We start from the raw sequence: 22,999 nt of genomic DNA, 5'->3' as shown, positions 1-22,999 counted from the left end.
CATTTCCAGGAGCGGCCCGGCTGCTCCTGGCACAGGATGGAATAAACGCCATGAGTAGTCAGATTCTGCAACTTATCCTGGGGCTCCTTTCTTTGCCCGCAGTGGCTCTGGTCATCATTCTGCCGGGCGAACTGGCTATCAGGAGGTTTCCGCAAAGGACGCAGAGCAGCATCCGCCCGTGGATTTGGCTCTCGCCGGTCCTGGCTCTGGTGGGTCTGGTCATAGCCTATCCGCTCGTCGCTTCGATCGTTTACAGTTTCCGTGACGCGACCGGCAGCAACTGGGTTGGATTTAGAAACTTCGTCTGGGCATTCGGGACCGCCATGCGCCCAGTTCTGTTTAACAATGTCCTCTGGATCGTTGTCTTTCCTCTGCTGACGGCGGTGCTTGCCCTGACCGCCGCAATCATGCTGGACCGGGTCAAGTACGAGCGGGTCGCGAGAACCTTCCTGATCCTGCCGACCGCGATGTCCTTCGTCGCCGGCGCCGTCATCTGGAAGATGATGTATACGTATGAGCCGCCGATGCAGCCGCAGACGGGTACGCTCAACGCCATCTGGACGGCTGTCACGGGCAAGATGCCGATCGCCTGGCTGATCGACCGAAACGTCAACAACTATGCGCTGATCTTCGTCGCCGTGTGGATGAGCATCGGTGTTGCGACGCTCATTCTGTCGGCGGGCGTCAAGAACATCCCGCGCGAACTGGTCGAGGCCGCCAAGATCGACGGGGCTGGGGAGTGGGCGGTCTTCCGCTTCGTGACGCTTCCCTCGCTCTGGCCGACGATCCTCGTGGTCCTGACAACCCAGGCGATCTTCTCCCTCAAGGTCTTCGACATCGTCTACGTCATGACCAACGGGTCCTTCGGTACCGACGTGATCGCCAACAAGATGTATTCGGAGCTCTTCGTGAAGCAGAATCTCGGAACGGCCAGCGCCATCGCCGTCCTGCTCCTCATCCTCGCGTCTCCGGTGATCTTCATGAACATCAAGCAGATCAGGTCGGAGGGAGGAGAGTGACAATGTCCGCAATCGAAAGCCGCAGGGCCACGCTCGTTTCCGTGCGCCCGATCTCCAAGTTCGGAAACCGGTTGAAGCGGATCGCGCTCCATGGCGCTGTCCTTCTTCTCTGCGTAGTCTGGTTCACGCCCGTCCTGTCGCTCTTCGTGACGACATTCCGCTCGGAAAGCGACTCTTCCCAGACGGGCTGGTGGCACGCCTTCGTCGAATGGCGGCCGGTGCTGTCGAACTATGTCGAGGCGATGTACCTGACCGGCGTCGGCCGCAGCGTCGTCAATTCGATCGTCTTGACGGTTCCGACCGTGCTCGGGACCGTGCTCTTCTCGGCAATTGGCGCCTTCGCCCTGGCGCGCATGCGGTTTCGCGGGCGTATCGCGCTGTTTCTTGCCATGGTCGGTTTCCAGGTATTGCCGCCTCAGCTCGTCCTGGTGCCGATGCTGAAGTTCTTCCTCGCGGTCGGCCTTACGGGGACCTTCATACCGGTCTGGATCATCGAAATGGGCCTGACGGTGCCGTTCGGGATCTTTCTCCTCTATGGCTTCTTCTCCAGCATCCCTTCAGACCTTGTGGAGGCGGCGCGCATCGACGGCGCCTCCGAGCCGCGTATCTTCTTCCAGATCATCCTGCCGCTGTCGGGTGCTGTTCTCGCGTCGCTGGCAATCCTGCAATTCATGATCGCATGGAACCATCTGCTGATCCCGCTGATCTTCCTGGGATCGGGTTCGCTTTCACCACTCACGGTGCAGGTCGCGAGCCTTGCCCAGACCAATGCGGGCGGCCTCAATACGCTCACCGCGGCGACCTTCATCTCGGTGATCGTACCGCTGGTGCTGATCGTCAGCCTGCAGAAATATTTCGTGCGCGGCGTGCTCGGCGGCGCCGTCAAAGGATGACCATCAACGGTTTTGCGATCCGCCTGGTGTGCAAGACAGAGACCGGCGCGCTCGACCGGAAGGTCCGGCGCCCAAGACGAGGAATGGAAACATGGCAAACGTAAATCTGCGCGACGTCAGAAAAGTCTATAACCAGACCCAGGTCATCCATGGCGTGAATGTCGATATCGACGACGGCGAGTTCGTGGTCCTGGTCGGGCCGTCCGGATGCGGAAAATCGACGCTGCTGCGCATGATCGCCGGGCTGGAGGAAATCAGCGACGGCCAGGTCCATATTGGCTCGACCGTCGTCAACGAAATGTCTCCGAAGGACCGGGATATCGCCATGGTCTTTCAGAGTTATGCGCTCTACCCGCACATGACGGTCGCCCAGAACATGGGCTTTTCCCTGCAGCTGCGCGGCGATGCAAAGCCGGAAATCCGCGCCAAGGTCGAAAAGGCGGCGAAGATCCTTAACCTTGAGGCCCTGCTCGAGCGTTACCCGCGGCAGTTGTCGGGTGGCCAGCGGCAGCGCGTCGCGATGGGACGGGCAATCGTGCGCAACCCGCAGGTGTTCCTGTTCGACGAGCCCTTGTCCAACCTGGATGCCAAGCTGCGGGTCACCATGCGCGGTGAGATCAAGGCGCTGCATCAGAGGCTGGGAAGCACCATGATCTATGTGACGCATGACCAGATCGAAGCCATGACGATGGCGGACAAGATCGTCGTTATGCGGGATGGTTTCGTCGAACAGGTCGGCTCGCCTCTGGCTCTCTACGATCGTCCTGCCAACCTCTTTGTGGCAGGCTTCATCGGGTCGCCTGGCATGAATTTCCTGTCCGGCCGTTATGCCCAGGGGAAGGTCTGGATTGGCGATATCGCGCTTCCTGTCTTAGAGCTTCCGGCGCTGGAAAACGAGGGGAGCCATGTGGTCTACGGTATCCGTCCGGAGAATCTGAGCATGGGCGGCGAAGCTGGCCAGCCCCTCATCGTCGAGGTCGTCGAGCCAACCGGCGCCGAAACGCATGTCGTCGGCCAGGTCGCGGGCCAGCGGGTCATCGGGGTATTCCGCGAGCGGGTCACGACGCGGCCGGGGGATGTTCTTCGCGTCGAATTTGATTCCCGAAAGGTGCATCTCTTCGACCCACAGAGCGAGCAGCGCGTAAATTGACGGTGGGCCGGCCGGTACCCAATAGCGTCGGCATCGATCTCGTCAGAGTTCGTCGAGCCCTTCATTCAGCGTCTCGATGTGGCGGAGGCGCTTTCTTCCCTCGATGCCTGCCTTCTCCAGGCACCGGGTGATCAGCAGATGGCAGAGGGCCATGACTGCCGTATGGTTGAAGAGCGGGCCGGGCGCCAGGGTCTGGCATTGGAAATGCCAGGTTGCCGACGTCTCGAACGGGGCGCCCTCGTCGGTGATGTAGAGGAGTTTCGCTTTAGACCGCCGAAGCTGGGCCAGGATGGCGTCCACCTGCGCGATCCTCCGGCGCATGGCGAAGAACACCACGACGTCGTCTTCGCGCAAGCTGACAAGGTGTTCTCCAAGCGTCTGCCCCGCGCCGGGGATTGCGATGATATCCTCGATGACCTGGGTCAACTGCCATTGCAGATAGGAGGCAAAGGGATGGCTGCTCCGGAAACCCAGCACCCAGACCTTCCTGGCCGCAATCATTGCGTCCGTCACAGCCTCGATCTGGCCCTCGGAAATGGAAAGGAATGTTGCTTCAAGATTGGCGACCCCCTGGGCGACATGCGCTTGCATCGACTGGGCCGCCGCCGCGTCGGCAGCGGTCGTCAGGAAGAGCCGGGAGCCGGTCTGTTTTTCGGCCCGAGCATGCCGACGGGCTTCCTCGTAGTTTTCGTAGCCGAGGCGCTGGATGAAACGCGTCACCGTGGCCTTGGAGACATGCGCCAGCGCTGCAAGCTCCTGCGCCGAATAGCTGGCAAGCTCGCCGGGAAAATCACAGACGAATTCTCCCACGCGCTTTTCGGCCGGACGCAGTTCGGGCAGGGCTTGCCTGACCCGATACAGGAATGATTTATCCTTCGGCATGGGAAACTCCGCCAAGACGTCAGCGGGCTGACCTTCCGGCGGGGCGCCGCGACTTGCAACAGAAAAAACGACCCCTCCATGGCGTTGTTCGGGAGACGCCCTGATCATTTCGCCCTCGCTCCGGCTTCGGGAGGATGGGCGATCCGGGAAAGCAACAGTTCGACAGCGGAGCGGATTGGCGCAATCACCGGTGACGAGAGAGCCTGCTGAAGATCGTCCGCCGCCTGGCCCAGCGGACCGCCGCCGATGATGACGGCTTCAGCGCCGTCCCTTTCGAAACATTCCCGAACCGCGATCTCAAGAGCCGCGTGTAAACGCGCGGGGTCGGATGCAAGGACCAGCGGATCGCCGCTGGTCAGCCGTGTCCCGGCAAAGAGGTGGGCAAGGCCCAGCGTTTCAGCCTTGGCGGCGAAACTCGCCACGAGGTCGGGAGTGACGGTCGCGATGCCGAAACGCCGGCCTCCGGCGGAGGCCTCGTGCATGCTCGCCTCGCAGATGCCGACGACCGGCAGGCCGGACAGGGCTTTCAGGCGTTCGAGTCCCGGATCACCGAATGCACTGACGATCAACCCGTCGCTCATTCCCGCCGCGGCCAATCCCATTTCGACGACGCCGCCGGCCGCTGCAGCAAGCTCCTCGCCATTCAGGATCATCGATACTCCTCTCGTGGCGGTGACCCCCTCCACCGAGAATTTCTCCGGCAGGTATTTCCGGGCGATCTCGGTCATCATAACCGTCGTCGCCTGGGACGTGTTCGGATTGATCAATGTGATATGCGTCATGTCTCGTTCCGTGCGCGATTGCACGGACGCCCTCCCTACCTTGTTATCGTCTCTCGTCATCTTTGGTGTTCAGGCATATTGCACGCAAGCGACGCTGCCGGCCCCGCCGGACGGCATCAAGGCCGGGACTTCCGTGCGGCAGAGATCGGAAACCTGGGCGCAGCGCGGTGCGAAGGCGCAACCGGGCGGCATGGCGGCCAGGTCCGGCGGTGCGCCGGGAATGGTGACCAGCCGGTCACGTCCGTGGGCCAGTTCGACGCGGGCGCCGAGCAGCCCTTTGGTATAGGGGTGCTTCGGTTCGCGGATGATGTCGGCGACCCTGCCTTCTTCGACGATCCGCCCGGCATACATCACCGCGATCCGGTCCGCGACTTCCGCCGCAACGCCGATATCATGGGTGACGAAGATGACGGAGAGCCCGTATTCCTTCTGCAGATCGCGGATCAGCAGGAGGATCTGGATCTGGACCGTTGCATCGAGGGCCGTGGTCGGTTCGTCGGCGAGCAGGACCTTCGGATTGCAGGCAAGCGCCATGGCGATCATCGACCGCTGCAGCATGCCGCCCGACATTTCATGCGGATAGTTTTGCAGCCGGCGCTCCGGGGAGGGGATCTTGACCTTCTGGAAGAGCGCAAGCGCGCGCGCCGCCGCTTGCGAGCGCGAGATGCCCTCATGCCGCATGATGGTTTCTTCTATCTGGCGGCCAAGCGTGTAGACCGGGTCGAGTGCCAGCCGCGGCTCCTGGAAGACCATCGAGGCGACGGCGCCGCGAAAGGCACCGAGATCCTTGGCCGTCAATCCGGTCACATCGCGGCCGGCGACCGTCATCGAGCCTTCGATCGTCGTGCCTTTGGGGTGCAGGCGCAGCAGCGAGCGCATGGTGACGCTCTTGCCGGACCCGGATTCGCCGAGCAGCGCAACAACCTCGCCCGGCTGTACCGAAAGGCTGACGCCGTTGACGGCTTTCACGGGCTTTCGGCCGCGGTTGAACGTCACCGAAAGATTGCGAATATCGATCATCGCGGCGGTTTGCATGGTCATGCCTCCATCAATGCCGGCGCACGGCTGTGGCGTGAGCCCGGTACGGACATCAGGCAGGCTGCGGACTGGCTTTCGGAGACGCTGGCAAGCGGCGGCAAACTCTCGCTGCAGACGCTCTCGGCAAACGAACAGCGGGTATGGAATCGACAGCCTGACGGCGGATCGATCGGGTTCGGCGGGTCGCCCGAGAGGGGCGGCTCCGAGGTTCTTTCGGACGGGTCCATCTTTGGCATCGAGGCGAGCAGCGCAGCGGAATAGGGATGGCGGGTGTTTTCGAAGATCGCATCGCGGCTGCCGATCTCGGCCACCTTGCCGAGATACATGACCATCACCCGGTCGCACATGAAGCGCACGACGTTGAGGTCGTGGGAGATGAACAGGTAAGTCAGACCGAAATCCCGTTTCAGGTCGAGGAGCAGGTTCAGGACCTGGGCCTCCACCGACTTGTCGAGCGCCGACACGGCTTCGTCGAGGATGACGAGCCGCGGTTCGAGTGCGAGTGCCCGGGCGATATTGACGCGCTGCCGTTGTCCCCCCGACAGTTCATGCGGGTAACGGCCGGCAAAGCGCGAGGGCTCCAGCCCGACCCGATGCAGCAGGTCATGGGCCCTGGCGATCGCCTTGCTCGCGGCAATGCCATGCACACGCGGTGCAAAGGCGATGGATTCCTCGATCGTCAGCCTGGGATTGAGCGAGGCATAGCTGTCCTGAAAGACCATCTGCACCTGGCGGCGGTAATCGGAAAGCGGCAGCGCGCCACCGACCGTCTCACCGTCGAACAGGATATCGCCTCGATCGGGCAAGATGAGCTGCATCAGCAGCCGCGCCGTGGTGGACTTGCCGCACCCGCTTTCTCCGACGACCCCGAGCGTCTCGCCCTTGAAGATATCGAAATCCACGCCATCCACGGCGCGGACGACCTTCTTCGGCTTCATGAAACCGCTACCCTTGACCGGGAAGTGCTTGATCAGGCCGCGCGCGGAGATCAGCGGTTGCGCAGGCCCGCCCCTTTCGCCTACGGGAAGATCGTAGGCGGGTTCTTCGACGATGCTGATCATGACTTCACGTCCATGGCTGTGCGCAGCCCGTCTGAGAAAAGGTTGAAGCAGATCGAGGTGATGAAGATCATCAGGCCGGGCAGGGCCGCCACGAACGGGTTGTTGTAGATCGCCGTGCGAAGCGTGTTCAGCATCAGCCCCCATTCGGCATCCGGCGGCCGCACGCCGAGGCCAAGGAAGGAGAGGCCCGAGGCGAGGATCATCGAGACGGATATCAGGCTCGTCGCAAAGACGAAGATCGGGCTGAGCACGTTGCCGAGGATATGAACGCGGATGATCGTCATCGGCGGGGCGCCGGACGCCCGCGCCGCGTCCACGTAGTCGAGTTTGCGGACTTGGGTGGTGACGCTTTCGGCGACGCGGGCGATTTGCGGGATGAAGACGACAGTCAGCGAGACGAGCGCATTGGTGAGTCCCGAGCCGAGTGCGCCCGACAGCGCCACGGCCAGAAGGACCGACGGAAACGCGTAGAAGACGTCGACCGTGCGCATGATCAGCGTGTTGACGATGCCGCCTGCATAACCGGCGACGATACCGATGGTCGAGCCGATGATGAAGGCGACCGGCACCGGGATGACGCCCATGATAAGCGAAAGCCGCGCCCCATAGATCAGCCGGGAGAGCATGTCGCGGCCGAGTTCGTCGGTGCCGAAGATATAGCCTGGCGTGCCGATCGGCTTGAGGCGGCGGATGACGCTGCCCTTGGAGGGATCATAGGGCGCGATATAGGGCGCGAAAATCGCGATCAGCACCAGGATCAGGAGAATAGCGAGGGCCGACATGGCGACCGGGTCACGGCAGATGCGGCGCAGCACGCCGCTCCAGAAGCCGGGGGACTTGGCAATAGCGGCAGGGGAAGGGGCCGCGATGTCTGCGGTGACGACAGCCATGGGTCAGCTCCTCTGGATGCGGGGATCGATGGCGCTCTGCAGCACGTCGACGACGAGGTTGAGGAAAACGAAGAACATGGCGAGCACCAGGATCGTCCCCTGCAGGATGGGCAGGTCGCGAGTGAAGATCGCGCCGTTCAGCAGGAAGCCGGTTCCGGGCCAGGAGAAAACCGTTTCGATCAGGATCGAGCCGCCGAGCAGGTAACCGAGCTGCAGTCCCATGACCGAGAGCGCGGTCGGCGCGGCGTTGCGCACCACATGGCGTAGGATCTGCGGTGTCATTAGCCCCTTGGCGGCGAGCGCCTGGGTGAAGTCCTGGGAGAGGATATCGGCGACCAGCGAGCGGATGGTACGGGCGATGATGCCCATCGGGATGACTGACATGGTGACCGCGGGCAAGATGAGGAACTGCAGATAAGCCCAGCTTAAGGTTCGGCCCGCCGATCCCTCCGGTCCGCCGCCCATGGCCGGCAGCCAGCCGAGCGTGACAGAGAAGGCGATGACCAGCACCATGCCGAGCCAATAGTGGGGCACGCTGACGCCGAGCATCGAAACCGCCGATGCGAGGCGATCCACCCAGCTTCCGCGGAAGACACCGGCAAGGAAACCCAGGGAAGAACCCGCCACGAAGCCGATCATGGCGGCAGCGAGTGCGAGGATGATGGAATTGACGGATGCATCCAGGATCTCGTTCAGCACCGGCCGGCCGCTGGCGATCGAGTTGCCGAGATCGCCCTGCAGCGCATGCCATGCCCAAAGGGCATATTGGATGGGAAGCGGCCGGTCGAGGCCGTAGAAGCTGCGCATCTGCGTCTGCAGTTCGGCGGAGGCATCCGAAGGCAGGATGGCGGCGAGCGGATCGCCCGGCGCGATATGGATCAGCATGAAGCATACGATGCTCACGCCGATCGCGACGGGAATGACGTGCAGAAGCCGTTTCAGGGCGTAGAGCAGCATGGTGTCCTCACCGGAAGAGGTTGATCGGGCATCATGAAAGGCGGCGCGCCGATCGACCGGCGCACCGCTGGCTCGGGATCAGGGATCGATGGTGATCGTCGAGAAGTCCTGGAACCAGTTCTGTGCCTGGACGAAGCCCTTGACCTTGGTGGTCATGGCGCGCGGGTTGACGTCATGCGTCACCATCAGGAACAGCGCGTCGTTCACGTATTTCTCATGCACCTGCTGCATCACCTTGTCCTGTTCCACGGGATCGAAGGTGTTGCGCACCTTGTCGAACAGCGCATCCATATCCTTGTCGCAATAATAACCCCAGTTGGTGCCGGTCGGCGGGGCGAGCTTGCACTGCGATTGACGGATCATGGCGGTGAAGGGATCCTGGATGAAGTAGCTGTAGTTGATCGCCGTGGCGCCTTTGGCGCTCGGATCCTTGGCGCCGGCGCGCCAGACGTTGATGACCGTATTCCAGTCCATCACCTCGTATTCGACATTGATGCCGACTTCGGCGAGCGTCTGCTGGATGTATTCGTTCATCTGCAGGGGCAGCATCTGACCGGACCCGGAGGAGGAGATGATGACCTTTGTCTTCAGCGGTTTGTCGGGACCGTAACCCGCTTCCTTCATCAGCTTCTTGGCTTCCTCGACATTGTATTCCACCTTGAAGGTCGGCTTGCCGAACCACTGGTGGCCAGGCGGCATGTAGCCTTGCGCGGGAACGGAAAGGCCGCCGAGAAGCTCGTTGAGGCCAGCGCGGTCAACGGCAAGGTTTGCGGCCTTGCGGACGCGGATATCGTTCCACGGCGAGCCTTCGACACGCGACAGATGCCAGGTCCAGTTATGCGGATAGGAATTGGTGATGATCTTGAAGCCGGCTTCCTTCAGCGATTTCACCGAATCCGGAGCGGGCGCCTCGATCCAGTCGACCTGGCCGGAGCGAATTGCGGCTACGCGGGTGTTCGGCTCGGGCAGCGGGATCAGGACGAGTTTGTCGAGCTTCGGAACACGCGCCTTGTCCCAGTAATCCTTGTTGGGCGTCAGCTCCGCACGCTCGCGCGGCGTGAAGCCGCTTTCCATCTTCCATGGGCCGGTGCCTGACGGCTTCTGGGCAACCGCATCCCAGCTCTTGCCCTGCTTTTCCCAATTCATCGGTGAAGAGATCAGAATCCAGCTGATCTGGTAGGGAAGTGTCGCGTCCGGCGTGTTGGTGACGATCTCGACGGTCTGCGGATCGATTGCCTTATAAGAGACAACCGCCGGAATACGCGACTTGCCCTGGGCCGCCTGGCGTTTGTCGAACTGCGGGGCGTCCGTCTTCAGAAGCTTGTCGAGGTTCCAGACAACGGCATCCGCATCGAAGGCGCTGCCGTCATGGAATTTGACGCCATCGCGGAGCTTGAAGATCCATTTGGTCTTGTCGGTCGGATCGACCTGCCAGGATGTTGCAAGGCTGGGGATGAGGGAGGATGGCTTGTCGGCCTTCGAAAGGTCCCATTCGATCAAAGAATTATAGACCGTATAACCCATGAAGCGCTGGCCTTCACCGCCCTGGTCGGTCTGGCCGGTGGTGAGCGGGATGTCGGAAGCGGTCATGCCGATGCGCAGCGTTCCAGCCGCCAATGCGGGGGTCGCGGCGGCTGCAAGGAGTGCTGCCGCGGTCGCGCCGAATATCGTCGTCATCCGCAGGTTCTGGAAAATGCCGATGCCGTGCCGGCAAGTTGATGAAGTTCTGGTCATGCTGTTCCCTCTTTTTATTGAAGTCGCCGGATTTTCACCCAGTCGGCAAAGGAGAAGCAGATTTCATGCCAATTGCTGTGAAACTGAAATTTCATGATTTGCGCCAGGTGAATAGCGCAAAACAGGCGAGATCAATTTCGGAATGCAGGCCGCTCGTGCCGAATTCTGTGGCGGGAATGCCGGGCGTCTGCCGAAAAATACCGCGGACTGGATAAAATCGACGTGCTCGGCCTCGGCGCATGGCGTGCGGGTCTTGGGCTCAACAGAGGCGATACTCAATTCGATGGAATTCTTGAAAAGGAAATCTATTGCGCGCCCGACACACAATCACGACGCTCTTGCAATCTTCCACGGTTGGAGTAATTTTTCAGAAAGCGCATCCTTAACGCACTTCTATGTTCTTTTCGCATAATTGACTTGGGGTACGAGAATGCAGGATCGAAATCGACCCGCCGATCTTGAGGCGCTTGAAGCGCGTCTGGCCCTGGATCTGCTTTGGTTGAACCAGCCGCCGAAGGCCTGGGTGCCGCCCCGGGGCGTCGAAGGCTCGCGGGTTCTCGATGTTGCGGTGGTCGGGGCGGGTCTGTGCGGATTGGTCACTCTGGCGGCACTGAAAAAGGTCGGGATACCGAATGCGCGGGCCTATGACCGTAGCCCGCAAGGGTTCGAAGGGCCGTGGGTGACCTATGCGCGCATGGAAACCCTGCGGACGCGCAAGGATGCCGTCGGTCCGGCCCTTGGCATTCCGTCGCTGACGTTCCGGGCCTGGTTCGAGGCGCAATACGGCGCTCAGGCCTATCTCGACATGGGGCTCATCCCACGCCCGATGTGGATGGAATACCTTGTCTGGTATCGCCGGGTGCTCGATCTTGATGTGGCCAACGAGACGGCGTTTGCCGGTCTGGATTTTCGCGAGGACGGGCTCCTGGCACTGCAGTTGGAGGCCGGCGGGCAGACGCAGAAGGTGCTCGCCCGCCGCGTCGTGCTGGCGACCGGTCTCGATGGATTGGGCGCACCCGCCCAGCCGGAGGTCGCTGGCCGGGTCTCGCCGCGCTTCGTGAAGCACGGGGCCGACCTCATCGACATGGGCTCGCTGAAGGGCAAGCGGGTTGCGATAGTCGGGGCCGGTGCCTCGGCCATGGACAATGCCGCCGCCGCTCTGGAGGCCGGCGCGCTACGTGTCGATATCTTCGTCCGCCGTGCGGATATCCCGCGCATCGACAAGTTCACCGGTGTCGGCAGCCAGGGAATGACACATGGTTATCTCGGCCTGCCCGATGCGGACAAATGGACCTATATGGTGGCCGGCGAGCGGGCGCAGATTCCGCCGCCGCGTCACAGCGTGCAACGGGTCTCGCGGCACCCGAACGCCTTTTTTCACATCGCAAGCCCCGTGGACGATCTCGTCGAGACAGGCGATGGTGTCGAGGTCGTGACACCGAAGGGCCGTTACGCCGCCGACCTGGTGATTTTCGCCACCGGCTTTTCGGTCGATTTCGGCAAGCGTCCGGAATTTGCGGCGCTGCGGAACAGGATCCTGCTCTGGAAGGACGTCTATACCCCTCCTGCCGGCTGGGAACATGCCGGCATCGGCGCCACCCCCTATCTCGGCCCGGCTTTCGAGTTCCGGCCCAGACCCGATCTCGACACCGCGACAGCGGATGCGGTCTCCCGGATCTCCTGCTTCGCCTATCCCGCAGTCCCGTCACACGGCAAGATCACGAGCGGCATTCCTTCCATCAGCGAGGGGGCAACGCGACTTGCGACAGGACTTGCCCGCTCGTTGTTTGTCGAAGACCGGGCCTACCACCTCGATCGCTTTCTCGGGTTCGATACGCCGGAGCTTCTTGGCGACGAATGGACAGACGCAGACCTCGAAGAGGAAATGAACCGTGCCAATGGATGACCAAGTCCCGCAGTTGCAGATTTTCTACGGCATCTCGTCGCCCTGGGCATATTTCGGGGCACAGAAGGCGATTGCCGTCGCCGGCGACAACGGCGCTCACCTGCGTCTGCGCCCGATCCGCATCATCGAGGCCAATGGCGGCATACCGTTGCGCAGGCGGCCGGACGCGCGTCAGCTCTATCACGAGGTCGAATTGCGCCGCTGGCGGGAATATCTCGGCATTCCGCTCAACCTGAAACCGAAATTTTATCCCTGCCGCACGATCGAACCGGCTGCGCAAGCGGTGATCGCGCTCCAGAAAGCCGGCCTCGACGCCATCTCATTTTCCTTCGCTGTCCAGCGGGCGCTGTGGGCCGAAGAGCGCGATATTGCCGATACCGACACACTGCGCGCTATCGCTCGTGCGACGGCCGGCGAAGAAGCCTCCGCATTAGTGGTTGATCCACAGCCGGAAACGATCGTCGATGAATGGCAGGAGAACCTTGCCGAGGCCGAGCGGCTCGGCATTTTCGGAACGCCGACCTATGTCGTCGGCACCGAATTGTTCTGGGGCCAGGACCGCCTCGATTTCGTCGACCGGGCCCTGAAAGCCGGCCGAAAAACGACTGAAGCACTGAAGGAGCCTGCGTGATGCCCGACACCGAAAACCTGAGCGCGAAGAAGCTGCACGAAGATGCGATCATCGTCGATGGCCTGCAGACCTGCCAGTGGAGCCGGTCGATCTTCGAGGAAATGCGGGCAGGGGGCCTGACGGCCGTCAACGTCTCATCGCTGCTCTGGGAGAATTTTCGCGAAGGCATCGCCTATGTTTCCGAATGGAAACGCTTCCTGCGCGAGAACGATGACATTCTCCGTCCGGTTCGCAGCGTCGCCGACATCCATGCCGCCAAGGCGGAAAACAAGACCGGCATCATCATCGGCTGGCAGAACACGTCGCCGCTCGAGGACAAGCTCGACTACGTGGAAATCTTCAAGGATCTCGGCGTCGGGATCATGCAGCTCACCTACAATACCCAGAACTATTCCGGTGCCGGCTACCTGGAGGAGGTCGATAGCGGCCTCACCGGTTTCGGCAAGGAAGTTCTGGCGGAGATGAACCGCGTCGGGGTCCTCTGCGACCTTAGCCACGTAGGCGACAAGACGACCGCGGACGTTATCGCCCACTCGAAGAGCCCGGTCTGCATCTCCCATATCCTGCCGAGGGCGCTGAAGGACGTGAAGCGCAACAAACCGGACGAACTCTTCGTTGCCTGCGCGCAAAAGGGTGGCATTATCGGCGTCAGCCTGTTTGCACCCGGCCTTGCCGCCGGCAATGACGCCACCGTCGAGGACTACCTCGACGCCATGGCCTATATCATCGACCTGGTCGGCGAAGACCATGTCGGCATCGGCACCGACTTTTCGCTCGATCGCCCACGTCCCGGACCCTGGCTGCTCTGGGCCAACAAGGACAAGGGCACGGCCCGCAGGCTCACCGAGTTCGGCTCGGTCAAGATTTCCAAACCGAAGGGGATCGAGCGGATGACCGAGTTGCCGAACCTGACCGCCCGCATGCTGGCCCGCGGCTGGAGCGAGGATCTGGTGCTGAAGCTGCTTGGAAAGAACTGGCTGCGTGTCCTCGGCAAAGCCTGGACGCCAACCGCGTGACGAAGCCGTCGGAAGGAAGAAAACTGCAGCGCACGGAGAGTGGTTCGCGTCAGGCGCGCCCAATGAATTGCAAGCCGATAGATGGCAAGCCTTGGCTAAAACTGGAGAGACGGACATGACAACATGCATGGAGAATAGGATTTCAGGGAACGGGGTTTCGCGGATCTTGCTTCGCGCTGGCGCGGCTGTCGCCGGGATGCTGGCGCTTCTGGGCACGGCTCAGGCACAGGACGCCTCGACCAAAGGCACCGTCAACATCGTCGGCTTTTCCGGCGTGTTCGCAGACAACTACCAAAAGTTCATCGTCGAACCGTTCAAGGCCAAACATCCCGGCATCGACGTCACCTATCAGCAGAGCAAGAACTCCGCCGAGACCCTGGCGCTGCTGACCCTGCAGCGCGCCGATCCGAAGATCGACATCGCGCTGATCGACGTTGCTGTCGCTATCAAGGCCAGCAAGGATGGCATTTTTGCCAAGCTCGACCCCGCCAAGGTCAAGGTGCTCGACGAGATGCCCGCCTGGGCTCGTCTCGACGGTGACAAGGCTGTCGCGTTTTCGCAGGACAACCTGGCGATCCTCTACAATACCGATACCGTCAAGCAGCCGCCAACCAGCTGGAACGACCTGACCGACCCCAAATACAAGGGCAAGATTGCCGCAAAGCTTGGTGATACGCGCGGTGTCATCCTGCTGCCGATTCTCGACAAGCTGGCAGGTGCCGACTACAAGCAGAGCGTCGATCCTGCACTCGACCTCTTGAAGAAGATCGCGCCGAACGTCTCGACCTGGGAGCCGGCTCCGGACTGCTATGCGGTGATCCAGAGCGGCGAAGTTGACCTGTCGATCTGCTGGAACGGCCGTGCGCAATACCTGCACGACACGCAGGGCGGCAAGATCGGCGTCGCAGCCCCGAAGGAAGGTTCGATCGGCCAGACCAACACGATCGGCCTTGTCGAAAATTCCAAGAATGCGGCGGCGGCCCAGCTCTTCATCAACTATGCGCTCGGCACCGAAGCGCAGGCGGCGTTTGCAGAGAAGAGCTTCTACGGTCCGGTCAATACCAAGGTGAACCTGCCGGACGCCGTAGCAGCCCGCATCTACGGTTCCAAGGAAGCGCAGGCCGCACAGATGTCGCTCGACTGGAATTTCGTCGCCGAGAAATACTCGGCCTGGATCCAACGCATCAACCGCGAAGTCATCGCGCTCAACTGATCCAACTTGGGGAATCTGGCCGCCATGGCTGATCATCACGTCATCATCGACAATCTCGTGAAGACCTATCCAGGCGCCCAGAAGCCTTCCGTGGATCACGTCAGCTTCTCGCTGCCGCGCGGCGAGATGCTGGCCCTGCTGGGCCCCTCGGGCTGCGGCAAGACAACGATCCTGCGCATGATCGCAGGCTTGATCGCCCCGACTTCGGGGGCGATCAGGCTGGAGGGCAAGGACGTGTCGTCGATTGCCGTCTACAAGCGCAACATGGGCATGGTCTTTCAGGCCTATGCCCTGTTCCCTCATATGACGGTCGCCCAGAACATCGCCTTCGGCCTTGAAATGCGCAATGTCGGCCGCGCCGAGCGGGAGGAGCGTGTCCGCAAGGCGCTCGATCTCGTGAAGCTCACCGGGCTTGGCGACCGCAAGGTCGGCCAGCTATCCGGCGGTCAGCAGCAGCGCGCGGCGATTGCCCGCTCACTGGTGATCGAGCCGGAACTTCTGCTGCTGGACGAACCGCTTTCCAATCTTGATGCCAAGCTTCGCGACGAGATGCGTGATGAGATCCGCGATATCCAGGCGCGTACGGGCGTCACGGCGATCTTCGTCACCCATGATCAGGACGAGGCCTTGTCCATGGCAGACCGCCTGGCGGTCATGTCCGCCGGGCGTCTGGAACAGGTCGGTACGCCGCGCGAGATTTTCGACCGGCCTCAGACCGAGTTTGTCGCGTCCTTCATCGGGGCAGGGACCTTCTTCGAAGGCCGGGTAGCCGAACCCGGCCTTGCCGTGGTCGAAGGGATTAAGACGCTGCGTTTCGTCGGTGAAGCGCCGGTTGGATCAACGGTCAAGCTGATGATCCGGCCGCACAGGCTGGTCCTTGCCGACAGTGCCGGCCAGCCGAACAGCTTCACCGGGACCGTGGAGCACATCGTCTATCGCGGCCAGATCCTGACGCTGAACATTCGCTGCGGGGGCAGGCTGCTGCAGGCGGATCTTCCCACCCACGCCGGCGTATTGCCCGAGAAGGGCAGCGAAGTGACGCTCGCAGTCGCCCCGCAAGACGTGACCCTGGTCGGGCAGGTGGCGCCATGAGCGCTGCCGCACTTCCAGCTGCCGGAACGCCATCGGCAAACGCGTCGCGCGGGGTATTGCTGATGCTGCTGTTGCCGGGGCTCATTGCTCTGGTGATCACCTTTCTGCTGCCGCTGATATGGCTTTTGCGGGCATCCTTCGCGTCCTCGACGATGGGTGCGCTCAGCGGCGGAGACTGGACGGTACAATCCTATATGGCGGTGCTGTTCGACCCGTTCTACTGGCGGGTGGCCTGGAACACGCTGGTGCTCGGCTTCAACGTGGCGATTTTTGCGGTGATCCTGTCCTATCCGATCGCGCTGTTCCTGGCGCGCACGGAAAGCCGCTTTCGCGGTATCCTGACGGCACTTGCCGTCGCGCCGTTGCTGACGTCGTCGGTCGTCAGAACCTATGGCTGGATGGTCATCCTCGGAGACCGCGGCGTGATCAACAGCACGCTCCAGTCTCTTTCGCTGACGGGCGGCGTTATCCGGCTCACCAACAACAGCTTCGGTGCCACGGTCGCGCTGATTGAAATCCTGATGCCCTATGCCATCCTCGCGATGCTCAGCGGTTTCGGGCGGCTGAACTCGCAACTCGAGGAAGCTGCCGCCATGCTCGGGGCGAACCGCTTGAGGGTCTTCACGCGCATCATCCTGCCGCTTAGTGCCCCCGGCGTGCTCACCGCAGCGCTTCTGGTCTTCGTGCTGGCGATCTCCTCTTTCGTCACGCCGCGGCTGATGGGCGGCGGGCGCGTCTTCGTGCTCGGCACCGAAGTCTTCAACGAGGCGACGGTCACGCTCAACTGGCCGTTGGCGGCAGCCCTGTCGGTCATGCTGCTGATCCTGTTCAGCAGCATCATCCTGCTTTACCAGCGCGCCCTGCGCGCATTGGAGACGTGAGGAGCCATGCAGAGCAATCCACTCCTCGGCCGGCTCGCCTGGAATACGCTGATCGCGCTGCTTTACCTGTTCCTGCTGGCGCCGATCATCGTTGTCTTCATCATCTCCTTCGATACACGCCAGTATCTGGCCTTCCCGCCGGAGAGCTTCTCCTTCGGCTCGTATGTGAAAGTTTTCCAGAACGTCAAGTTCATCTCGGCCTTCTGGCGCAGCCTCATCATCGGCGCGATTGTCGGTTTGGTCGCGGTTTCTGCCGGAATGCTGCTGTCCTTGTCGCTGGTGCGGCACCACTTCCGTGGCAAGGCGGCGATGAACTTCCTCATCCTCGCACCATTTCTCGTGCCGCATATCGTTCTTGCGGTCGGCATCATGCTGGTGATCGCGCCGCTCGGCCTGCTGGATAGCTATCCGGGCATCGTGCTGGCCCATCTCGGCATCACGATCCCCTACACCGTCAGAACGATCACCATGAGCCTGATGGCCGTAGATACCCGCATCGAGGAAGCGGCGCTCGTCCATGGTGCATCGCCGCGCATGGTGTTCTGGCGCATAACCCTGCCGCTGGTGCGGCCCGGCCTTATTGCGGGCGGCGTGATTGCCTTCCTCATCTCCTTCGACGAAGCGACGATCTCGCTCTTCATCGTGTCGGTCAAGGCTTCGACGCTGCCGACGGAAATCTACCATTATCTCGAATATTCCACCGATCCGCAGATCGCCGCCCTCTCCGTCGTCCTGATCCTGATCTCGGTCGGGGTCGTGATGGTAGTCGAAAAGCTGATTGGCCTGCGCAAGGCGCTCTGACATGCTCGTTGAGACAACTGCCGGCACCATCGAGGGTTTTAACGAGAACGGCTACGCCGTCTTTCTCGGGATTCCCTACGCGGCGCCGATCACACCCGAACGGCGGTTCGCCGCGCCGCAGCCGGTTTCACCCTGGTCCGGGATCCGGTCCGCCAAAGCGCTCAGCGAGGTGTGCCCGCAGATCCCGACCTATGGTCCCGTGGGAAAGGCAGCTGCATCGACGCTCGAATTCGGCACCGACTTCCTGACGGTCAACATCCGCACGCCGTCCGTCACCGGATCGGCACCGGTGCTGGTGTGGATTCACGGAGGCGGTTACGCGGTCGGTTCGGCCAATGAGGCAGTGCTGCAAAGTGGCGCATTCGCCGCCAGCGGCCTTGTCGAGGTGACCGCCAACTATCGGCTTGGGGCGCTCGGCTTTCTGCATCTGAACGACGGCTCGCCGGACAATCGCGGGCTTCTGGATCAGATCGCGGCACTGGAATGGGTCCGCGACAACATCTCCGCCTTCGGAGGGGATCCGAAGCAGGTCACGTTTGCGGGTCGTTCGGCGGGGGGCTTTTCGATCGCGGCTGTCATGGCGATGCCGGCTGCCGACGGGCTGTTTTGCAAGGCAATGTTGCAGAGCGGCGCAAGCACCGGCGTCTCGACGATAGACGATGCCCAGAAGCTCAACAGGCGCATGCTGGACTATCTAAACGCGACCGAAGCGGAACTCGCAGCCGTGCCCTTCGAGAGACTGCTCATTGCCCAGCGCGACCTCTGCAATCAGTCCTACGAAAAGCATGATTTCGAGCGGGACGGCTCGGCCTCGATGCTGGGCGTGCCTTTCGTTCCGGTTGTCGATGGGGTCTCGCTTCCCGACCATCCGGAAGACGCAGCCGCGCGCGGAAAGACGGCCGGCGTCCCGATGATGATCGGCTGTACGACGGGCGAATACGTCACGCACGCGACAGCGCAGCCGGAAATGGATTTCGAACTCGCAGCCCGGCTGCTGCATCAGCGCGTGCTGCCTTTTGGGCTGACCGGTATCGAGATCGTCCGGCGATATCGTGAAGCTCTTCCGCAGCATACGGCACGCGGCATCTGGAGGGCCATCGGCGGTGACCTGGTATTCCAGAACCCTGCCACCCGGTTCGCGCGCCTCCATGCGGCGCGTCAGCCGGTCTATAAATATCTTTATGGTCCCATCGAGCCGGACGAGCTTGGCGCGCCACACGGTGCGGAGGTCGGCGAGGTCTGGTATCGCCAGGGAATGGACGTCAGCCATCTGCCGGCCCGCCAATCCGTCAGCGATAGGACCTTCGCGACAGCGGTTCACGACGTCTGGGTTTCGTTCATTCGCGACGCGGCGCCTGAGACACCTGCAGGCAGGTGGCCGCGTTATTCCGGCGCCAAGCCACAGGTCCTGCACATGGAGAAGGGCGTATTCCGCCTCCCGATCGATCCCTTCGACAGCAGAACGGCGCTTTGGGAAAGGCCGCCCTCCTGACCAGGTTTCCCTGGGACGAGCCTGCCCCTTTATGGACTTTCATTTTGATGATGGAGATTGCTGATCTTGTCCAATCCACCTCTAGCTTCCGCTGAGCAAATTAACCTATGGGTACTATCGGGCAATCCGAGCCGGTCTAAAAAGACATCCAGCCGGCTTGCAACAATTGCTGCGCTCTGCGGTCTTGGCGAATTCAGGATTTTGGATGCCCCCTGACTATCTGGATACGAAACAGCTCGAGGCGTTCGTTGCCGTGATCTCGATCGGCAGCATGACCGGAGCTGCCAAGGCGCTGGGCAAGTCGCAGCCGGTGATTACCCGGCTTATACAGGATCTGGAGCAGGAACTCGGATTTCCGATCCTGCATCGCAACGGTCCGCGGATAGCGCCGACGGAGCATGGCGTGGCCTTCTTCGCTCAAGCGGAGCTGTTCTTGAGCGGATTGCGCACGATCAGCGAACGTGCCCGCTCGATCGCGACGGCGCGGGCGACGCCTATCGAGGTGGCGTCGATCCCGGCCATCGCCGCGAGCATTGTGCCGCTCGCCCTTAGTGACTTACCCGCGGATCAGTTTCCGGATCATGTCCACCTTCGAAGCACGTCGGCCGAAAATGTCGTGCAGGCGGTCGTGGCGCGAACCGCTGATATCGGCATCGCAAGCCTTCCGCTGGATAATCCGGGGGTGGATGTGCATTGGGTGGGCGAGGTGCCCTGTGTCGCGGTGGTCGCCGCAAACGATCCCCTGGCCGGTCTCGATCTGCTTTCCGCGGAAAACCTGAAGGGCCGCCGGCTGATCGCTTCCGCCAACCCCTATCGGCTGAGGATGAGGATCGACAAGGCGCTTGCGGAGCAGTCGATTGAAACGGGTGGAATTATCGACAGCAATGCGACTTATGTCTCGCTCGCGCTGGCTCGATCGGGACTTGGCGTGGCAATCGTCGAATCCGTTACCCTCACGGGTCTTCCGGTCAAGGATGTCGTCATCCTGCCGCTCGCCTTCCACATTCCGTTCTACTGGGGCGTCATCACGGCAACCGGCGTACCGCTGCCTGCGACTGTTGAGCGGCTGATCTCCTCGATCGAGCGCCGGGCAATGGACGTGCCGCATTTTCGCAGGCTCAAAGGAATACCACCCGTTTAAAGCCGACCCCGATTTGGTGCTGAAGCTTCGCCTTCAGAATGCGTCGTTCAAGACGATGCCGCAAACAAGTTCAGGAGATTTGATGCCGAGGTCGACTGAGAGAGATCCAGGAGATTGTCATAGAGATCATCGTTCGCCTGTCCGGAGCCCCAATGAACGCAGTCGAAGAATTTATTTCGTCGCTGGCCGGCATCGAGGGGGGCCTCGATCGATCCCTTGGCATGAAGCCGTTGGCTGGACAGGCCCGTACCGTCCCGCAGTGTCACAGTCAGCACATGCGGAAGACGATCATGACCGTACTCCTCGCTTGAGGTGTAGGAATGCATCTCGATCCGCGGCATCAGCGCAAGGACGTCTGTCTGTCGAAGGGCGGCGGGCGCGAAGTCCGACAGGCTGAGCGTGTCCTGCAGCATCGCCTTTGCAAGGCAATACGGCATCGAGAAGCGGGCCTGCATCTCGTTCTCCGGCCGCGGATAAGCAAGATTGCGGGCGGCTGAAATCCCGACTTTGACGTCGATACGATCGATATCGCCAGTGCTCAGCCGATGTTCCTGTTTCAGGTCGAAAAGCGCGTCGATTGCCCGATGCGTCGAGGCGCAGCAGGGATGGCGCTTGGTGACAAGACCGCGGGTTTCAATGACATGGGCTTCATTCAGCCGCCAGTCCGCCCAACCTCGGGCTTCGCCGCCGCCAAAAAGATCCAAAAAACCCTGCGGTCGCTCGAGGATGTCGAGCCGGCCGCCGCTGCCTGACATAGCCAGCAAGGCGGCTTCGACTGCATTGCGCGCTGCAATTCCGGCATGCAGCGGTTTGGCGAGGGTGCCGAACTGGCCTTTGGGACCGGATGCCATCGAGGTGGCCAGGCTCATGGCCTGGGCCGTCTCCTCGATGTTGGCGCCAAGCAGGCGCGCGACGCCGGCGGCCGTTCCGATCGCGCCGACCGTGGAAGTACCATGCCAGCCTCTGTTGTAATGGGAGGGGTTGACCCCAAAACCGACCGCCGCCTGGGCCTCGAGCCCAGTGAGATAGGCTTCCAGAAACTGCTTGCCGCTGATCGGGCGCTGCGGACGTAGGGTGGCGAGCTGGGCCGGCACCAGAACTGCGGACGCATGAGCCCGGGCGGGATGAAAATTATCATCGAAATCGAGGGCATGGGCCGCCGTGCCGTTCACAAGTGCCGCCACCGAGGGCGATGCGTATCCGCCTGTGACAAGCCATCCGGAACCGCTGCCGGATATCTCATTGCCGAATGCGGCGGTAACCGCCGCTACGCTTGGATCCTTGCTGCCCGCGATCATGCATCCGAGCGTGTCGATAACCGCGTCGCGGGCGCGCTCCATGGCAAGAGATGAAAACTCCGTCCGCGCTGAAAGCTGCCGGGCGATATCGAGGAGGATCGTGGTCATTGACGAATGTCTTTCGCTGCGCTTGGTACACGGGCGAAAGTGTTCGACTTCGTTGAAGGCCGCAATCTTATGCGGTTTTCGAATAAGTCTATCGAAGGAAGGGGTTCTCCATGGTGAAGGCGGGGATCAGCCTCAAGCATATCGAGGCCTATGACGCGATCGCCGCCACCGGCTCGACGGTTGCCGCCGCATTGGAGCTCGGCATTTCGCAATCGAATGCCAGCCGGCTCCTGCAGCAGCTGGAGGATTATCTCGGCGTTCGCCTGTTCGAGCGTGACAAGAACCGTCTGGCGCCGACGCGCGAAGGCCTGCAGCTCGGACCGGAAATCCGCGCCATCGCCGACCGCCTGCGTGTGCTTAAGACGGCGGCCATCGAATTGGAAAACGGGCGCTCCCGCGACATGCTGCTGAGACTTGCTTTTCCGGCCAGTCTGTCGTCGAACCGGATACCTAAGATGATCCGAGATTTTCTTGCCGCCAACGGCCCGATGCGCGTGGAACTGGCCTCCGGCAATTATCTGGCGCTCGAACGCATGGTTGCCGATGGCGAAGCCGATATCGGTTTCGCACGTCTGCCGCTGGCAACTCCCGGACTGCGGCAGGAAAAGCTGCTGCCGTCGCGGATCGTCTGCGTACTGCATCGCGATCATCTGCTCGCCGAGCGGTCGTCGCTGACGATCGCCGAGCTGAAGGGCCACGATCTCATCGTCCTCAATCGTGAACGGCCCGTCCGCCATCAGCTTGAGGCGCTGTTCTATCAGCACGGCTTGCGACAGCGGCCGTTGCTGGAGGCGCATTCCGTCGCAAGCGCCTGCGCACTGGCCGCCGAGGGTCTTGGCATCGCGCTGGTCAGCGAGCTGATCGCCCGCGAATACGCGGCGCTGCCCTTGCGCTTCGTCGTGCTTGAACCGGAGCTGCCGGTCACATACTGCCTGCTCAGCGGCGAAAAACATCCGCTGTCACGGGCGGCCAGTCTGTTCCTGCAGAGCATTGCCGGCTGGTCGTGAGCGAAAT

General features: G+C 61.9%; 20 protein-coding genes and 1 pseudogene. 13 read left to right on the top strand and 8 right to left on the bottom strand.

What is annotated here, in order from left to right; genetic code table 11:
• The first annotated feature begins 50 nt into the window (after positions 1-50).
• From AC1D3C_RS06615 to AC1D3C_RS06605, 3 genes are all read left to right on the top strand, one after another.
• Entirely contained in the window at positions 51-1,019 is a 969-nt protein-coding gene (locus tag AC1D3C_RS06615; protein WP_477482318.1) for a carbohydrate ABC transporter permease, read from the top strand.
• A gap of 2 nt (positions 1,020-1,021) precedes the next feature.
• Positions 1,022-1,912 carry a carbohydrate ABC transporter permease gene (locus AC1D3C_RS06610; RefSeq protein ID WP_477482317.1) on the top strand — a complete coding sequence of 297 codons (891 nt, stop codon included), beginning with the start codon at positions 1,022-1,024 and terminating at the stop codon, positions 1,910-1,912.
• 91 nt (positions 1,913-2,003) lie between these two features.
• On the top strand, positions 2,004-3,062 hold the full coding sequence (locus tag AC1D3C_RS06605) for an ABC transporter ATP-binding protein (RefSeq protein WP_477482316.1): 1,059 nt from the start codon (positions 2,004-2,006) through the stop codon (positions 3,060-3,062).
• Positions 3,063-3,104: 42 nt separating this feature from the next.
• Here AC1D3C_RS06605 and AC1D3C_RS06600 read toward each other — a convergent pair whose 3' ends face one another.
• From AC1D3C_RS06600 to AC1D3C_RS06570, 7 genes are all read right to left on the bottom strand, one after another.
• Positions 3,105-3,944 (bottom strand): MurR/RpiR family transcriptional regulator, encoded by an 840-nt coding sequence (locus AC1D3C_RS06600; protein ID WP_477482315.1) that lies wholly within the window; start codon positions 3,942-3,944, stop codon positions 3,105-3,107.
• Between the two features lie 104 nt (positions 3,945-4,048).
• Complete coding sequence (locus tag AC1D3C_RS06595; protein WP_247036719.1) at positions 4,049-4,726, bottom strand: aspartate/glutamate racemase family protein; 678 nt, start codon at positions 4,724-4,726, stop codon at positions 4,049-4,051.
• A gap of 69 nt (positions 4,727-4,795) precedes the next feature.
• Positions 4,796-5,761, bottom strand: a complete 966-nt coding sequence (locus AC1D3C_RS06590) for an ABC transporter ATP-binding protein (protein ID WP_477482375.1) — start codon at positions 5,759-5,761, stop codon at positions 4,796-4,798.
• A gap of 2 nt (positions 5,762-5,763) precedes the next feature.
• Entirely contained in the window at positions 5,764-6,825 is a 1,062-nt protein-coding gene (locus AC1D3C_RS06585; RefSeq protein WP_477482314.1) for an ABC transporter ATP-binding protein, read from the bottom strand.
• Entirely contained in the window at positions 6,822-7,715 is an 894-nt protein-coding gene (locus tag AC1D3C_RS06580; RefSeq protein ID WP_477482313.1) for an ABC transporter permease, read from the bottom strand. The genes AC1D3C_RS06585 and AC1D3C_RS06580 overlap by 4 nt, the downstream gene beginning before the upstream one ends.
• Positions 7,716-7,718: 3 nt before the next feature.
• Positions 7,719-8,672 carry an ABC transporter permease gene (locus tag AC1D3C_RS06575; protein WP_477482312.1) on the bottom strand — a complete coding sequence of 318 codons (954 nt, stop codon included), beginning with the start codon at positions 8,670-8,672 and terminating at the stop codon, positions 7,719-7,721.
• 78 nt (positions 8,673-8,750) lie between these two features.
• Positions 8,751-10,349 carry an ABC transporter substrate-binding protein gene (locus tag AC1D3C_RS06570; protein ID WP_477482374.1) on the bottom strand — a complete coding sequence of 533 codons (1,599 nt, stop codon included), beginning with the start codon at positions 10,347-10,349 and terminating at the stop codon, positions 8,751-8,753.
• A gap of 487 nt (positions 10,350-10,836) precedes the next feature.
• Here AC1D3C_RS06570 and AC1D3C_RS06565 point away from each other — a divergent pair, with 487 nt between their 5' ends.
• The 9 genes from AC1D3C_RS06565 to AC1D3C_RS06525 all read left to right on the top strand — a co-directional run bounded on the left by AC1D3C_RS06565 (position 10,837) and on the right by AC1D3C_RS06525 (position 20,579).
• Positions 10,837-12,312: an FAD-dependent oxidoreductase gene (locus tag AC1D3C_RS06565; protein WP_477482311.1), complete on the top strand. Its 1,476-nt coding sequence runs from the start codon at positions 10,837-10,839 to the stop codon at positions 12,310-12,312.
• Positions 12,305-12,943, top strand: coding sequence for a DsbA family protein (locus tag AC1D3C_RS06560; protein ID WP_477482310.1), 639 nt, complete (start codon positions 12,305-12,307; stop codon positions 12,941-12,943). Before AC1D3C_RS06565 ends, AC1D3C_RS06560 begins: the two co-directional genes overlap by 8 nt.
• Positions 12,943-13,959 carry a dipeptidase gene (locus AC1D3C_RS06555; protein WP_477482309.1) on the top strand — a complete coding sequence of 339 codons (1,017 nt, stop codon included), beginning with the start codon at positions 12,943-12,945 and terminating at the stop codon, positions 13,957-13,959. Before AC1D3C_RS06560 ends, AC1D3C_RS06555 begins: the two co-directional genes overlap by 1 nt.
• Positions 13,960-14,155: 196 nt before the next feature.
• Positions 14,156-15,172, top strand: coding sequence for an ABC transporter substrate-binding protein (locus AC1D3C_RS06550; protein WP_477482308.1), 1,017 nt, complete (start codon positions 14,156-14,158; stop codon positions 15,170-15,172).
• Between the two features lie 24 nt (positions 15,173-15,196).
• The gene (locus AC1D3C_RS06545) at positions 15,197-16,264 is read left to right on the top strand and encodes an ABC transporter ATP-binding protein (RefSeq protein WP_477482307.1); all 1,068 of its coding nucleotides are present in this window, start codon (positions 15,197-15,199) and stop codon (positions 16,262-16,264) included.
• A complete protein-coding gene (locus tag AC1D3C_RS06540; protein WP_477482306.1) occupies positions 16,261-17,145 on the top strand; it encodes an ABC transporter permease in 885 nt (294 codons plus the stop codon). Before AC1D3C_RS06545 ends, AC1D3C_RS06540 begins: the two co-directional genes overlap by 4 nt.
• Before the next feature lie 6 nt (positions 17,146-17,151).
• Positions 17,152-17,946 carry an ABC transporter permease gene (locus tag AC1D3C_RS06535; RefSeq protein ID WP_477482305.1) on the top strand — a complete coding sequence of 265 codons (795 nt, stop codon included), beginning with the start codon at positions 17,152-17,154 and terminating at the stop codon, positions 17,944-17,946.
• Between the two features lies 1 nt (position 17,947).
• The gene (locus tag AC1D3C_RS06530; protein ID WP_477482304.1) at positions 17,948-19,438 is read left to right on the top strand and encodes a carboxylesterase/lipase family protein; all 1,491 of its coding nucleotides are present in this window, start codon (positions 17,948-17,950) and stop codon (positions 19,436-19,438) included.
• 205 nt (positions 19,439-19,643) lie between these two features.
• Positions 19,644-20,579: a LysR substrate-binding domain-containing protein gene (locus AC1D3C_RS06525; protein WP_477482303.1), complete on the top strand. Its 936-nt coding sequence runs from the start codon at positions 19,644-19,646 to the stop codon at positions 20,577-20,579.
• 47 nt (positions 20,580-20,626) lie between these two features.
• Here the strand turns inward: AC1D3C_RS06525 and AC1D3C_RS06520 are convergent, their stop codons facing one another.
• Positions 20,627-21,985 carry an MmgE/PrpD family protein gene (locus AC1D3C_RS06520; protein ID WP_477482302.1) on the bottom strand — a complete coding sequence of 453 codons (1,359 nt, stop codon included), beginning with the start codon at positions 21,983-21,985 and terminating at the stop codon, positions 20,627-20,629.
• Between the two features lie 69 nt (positions 21,986-22,054).
• Between AC1D3C_RS06520 and AC1D3C_RS06515 the strand changes: the two are divergent.
• Positions 22,055-22,992, top strand: a pseudogene (locus AC1D3C_RS06515) (LysR family transcriptional regulator).
• The last annotated feature ends 7 nt before the right edge of the window (positions 22,993-22,999 follow it).

The organism is Neorhizobium sp. P1_A6 (assembly GCF_056406795.1).
This window is presented reverse-complemented; position numbering and strand designations above follow the sequence as displayed.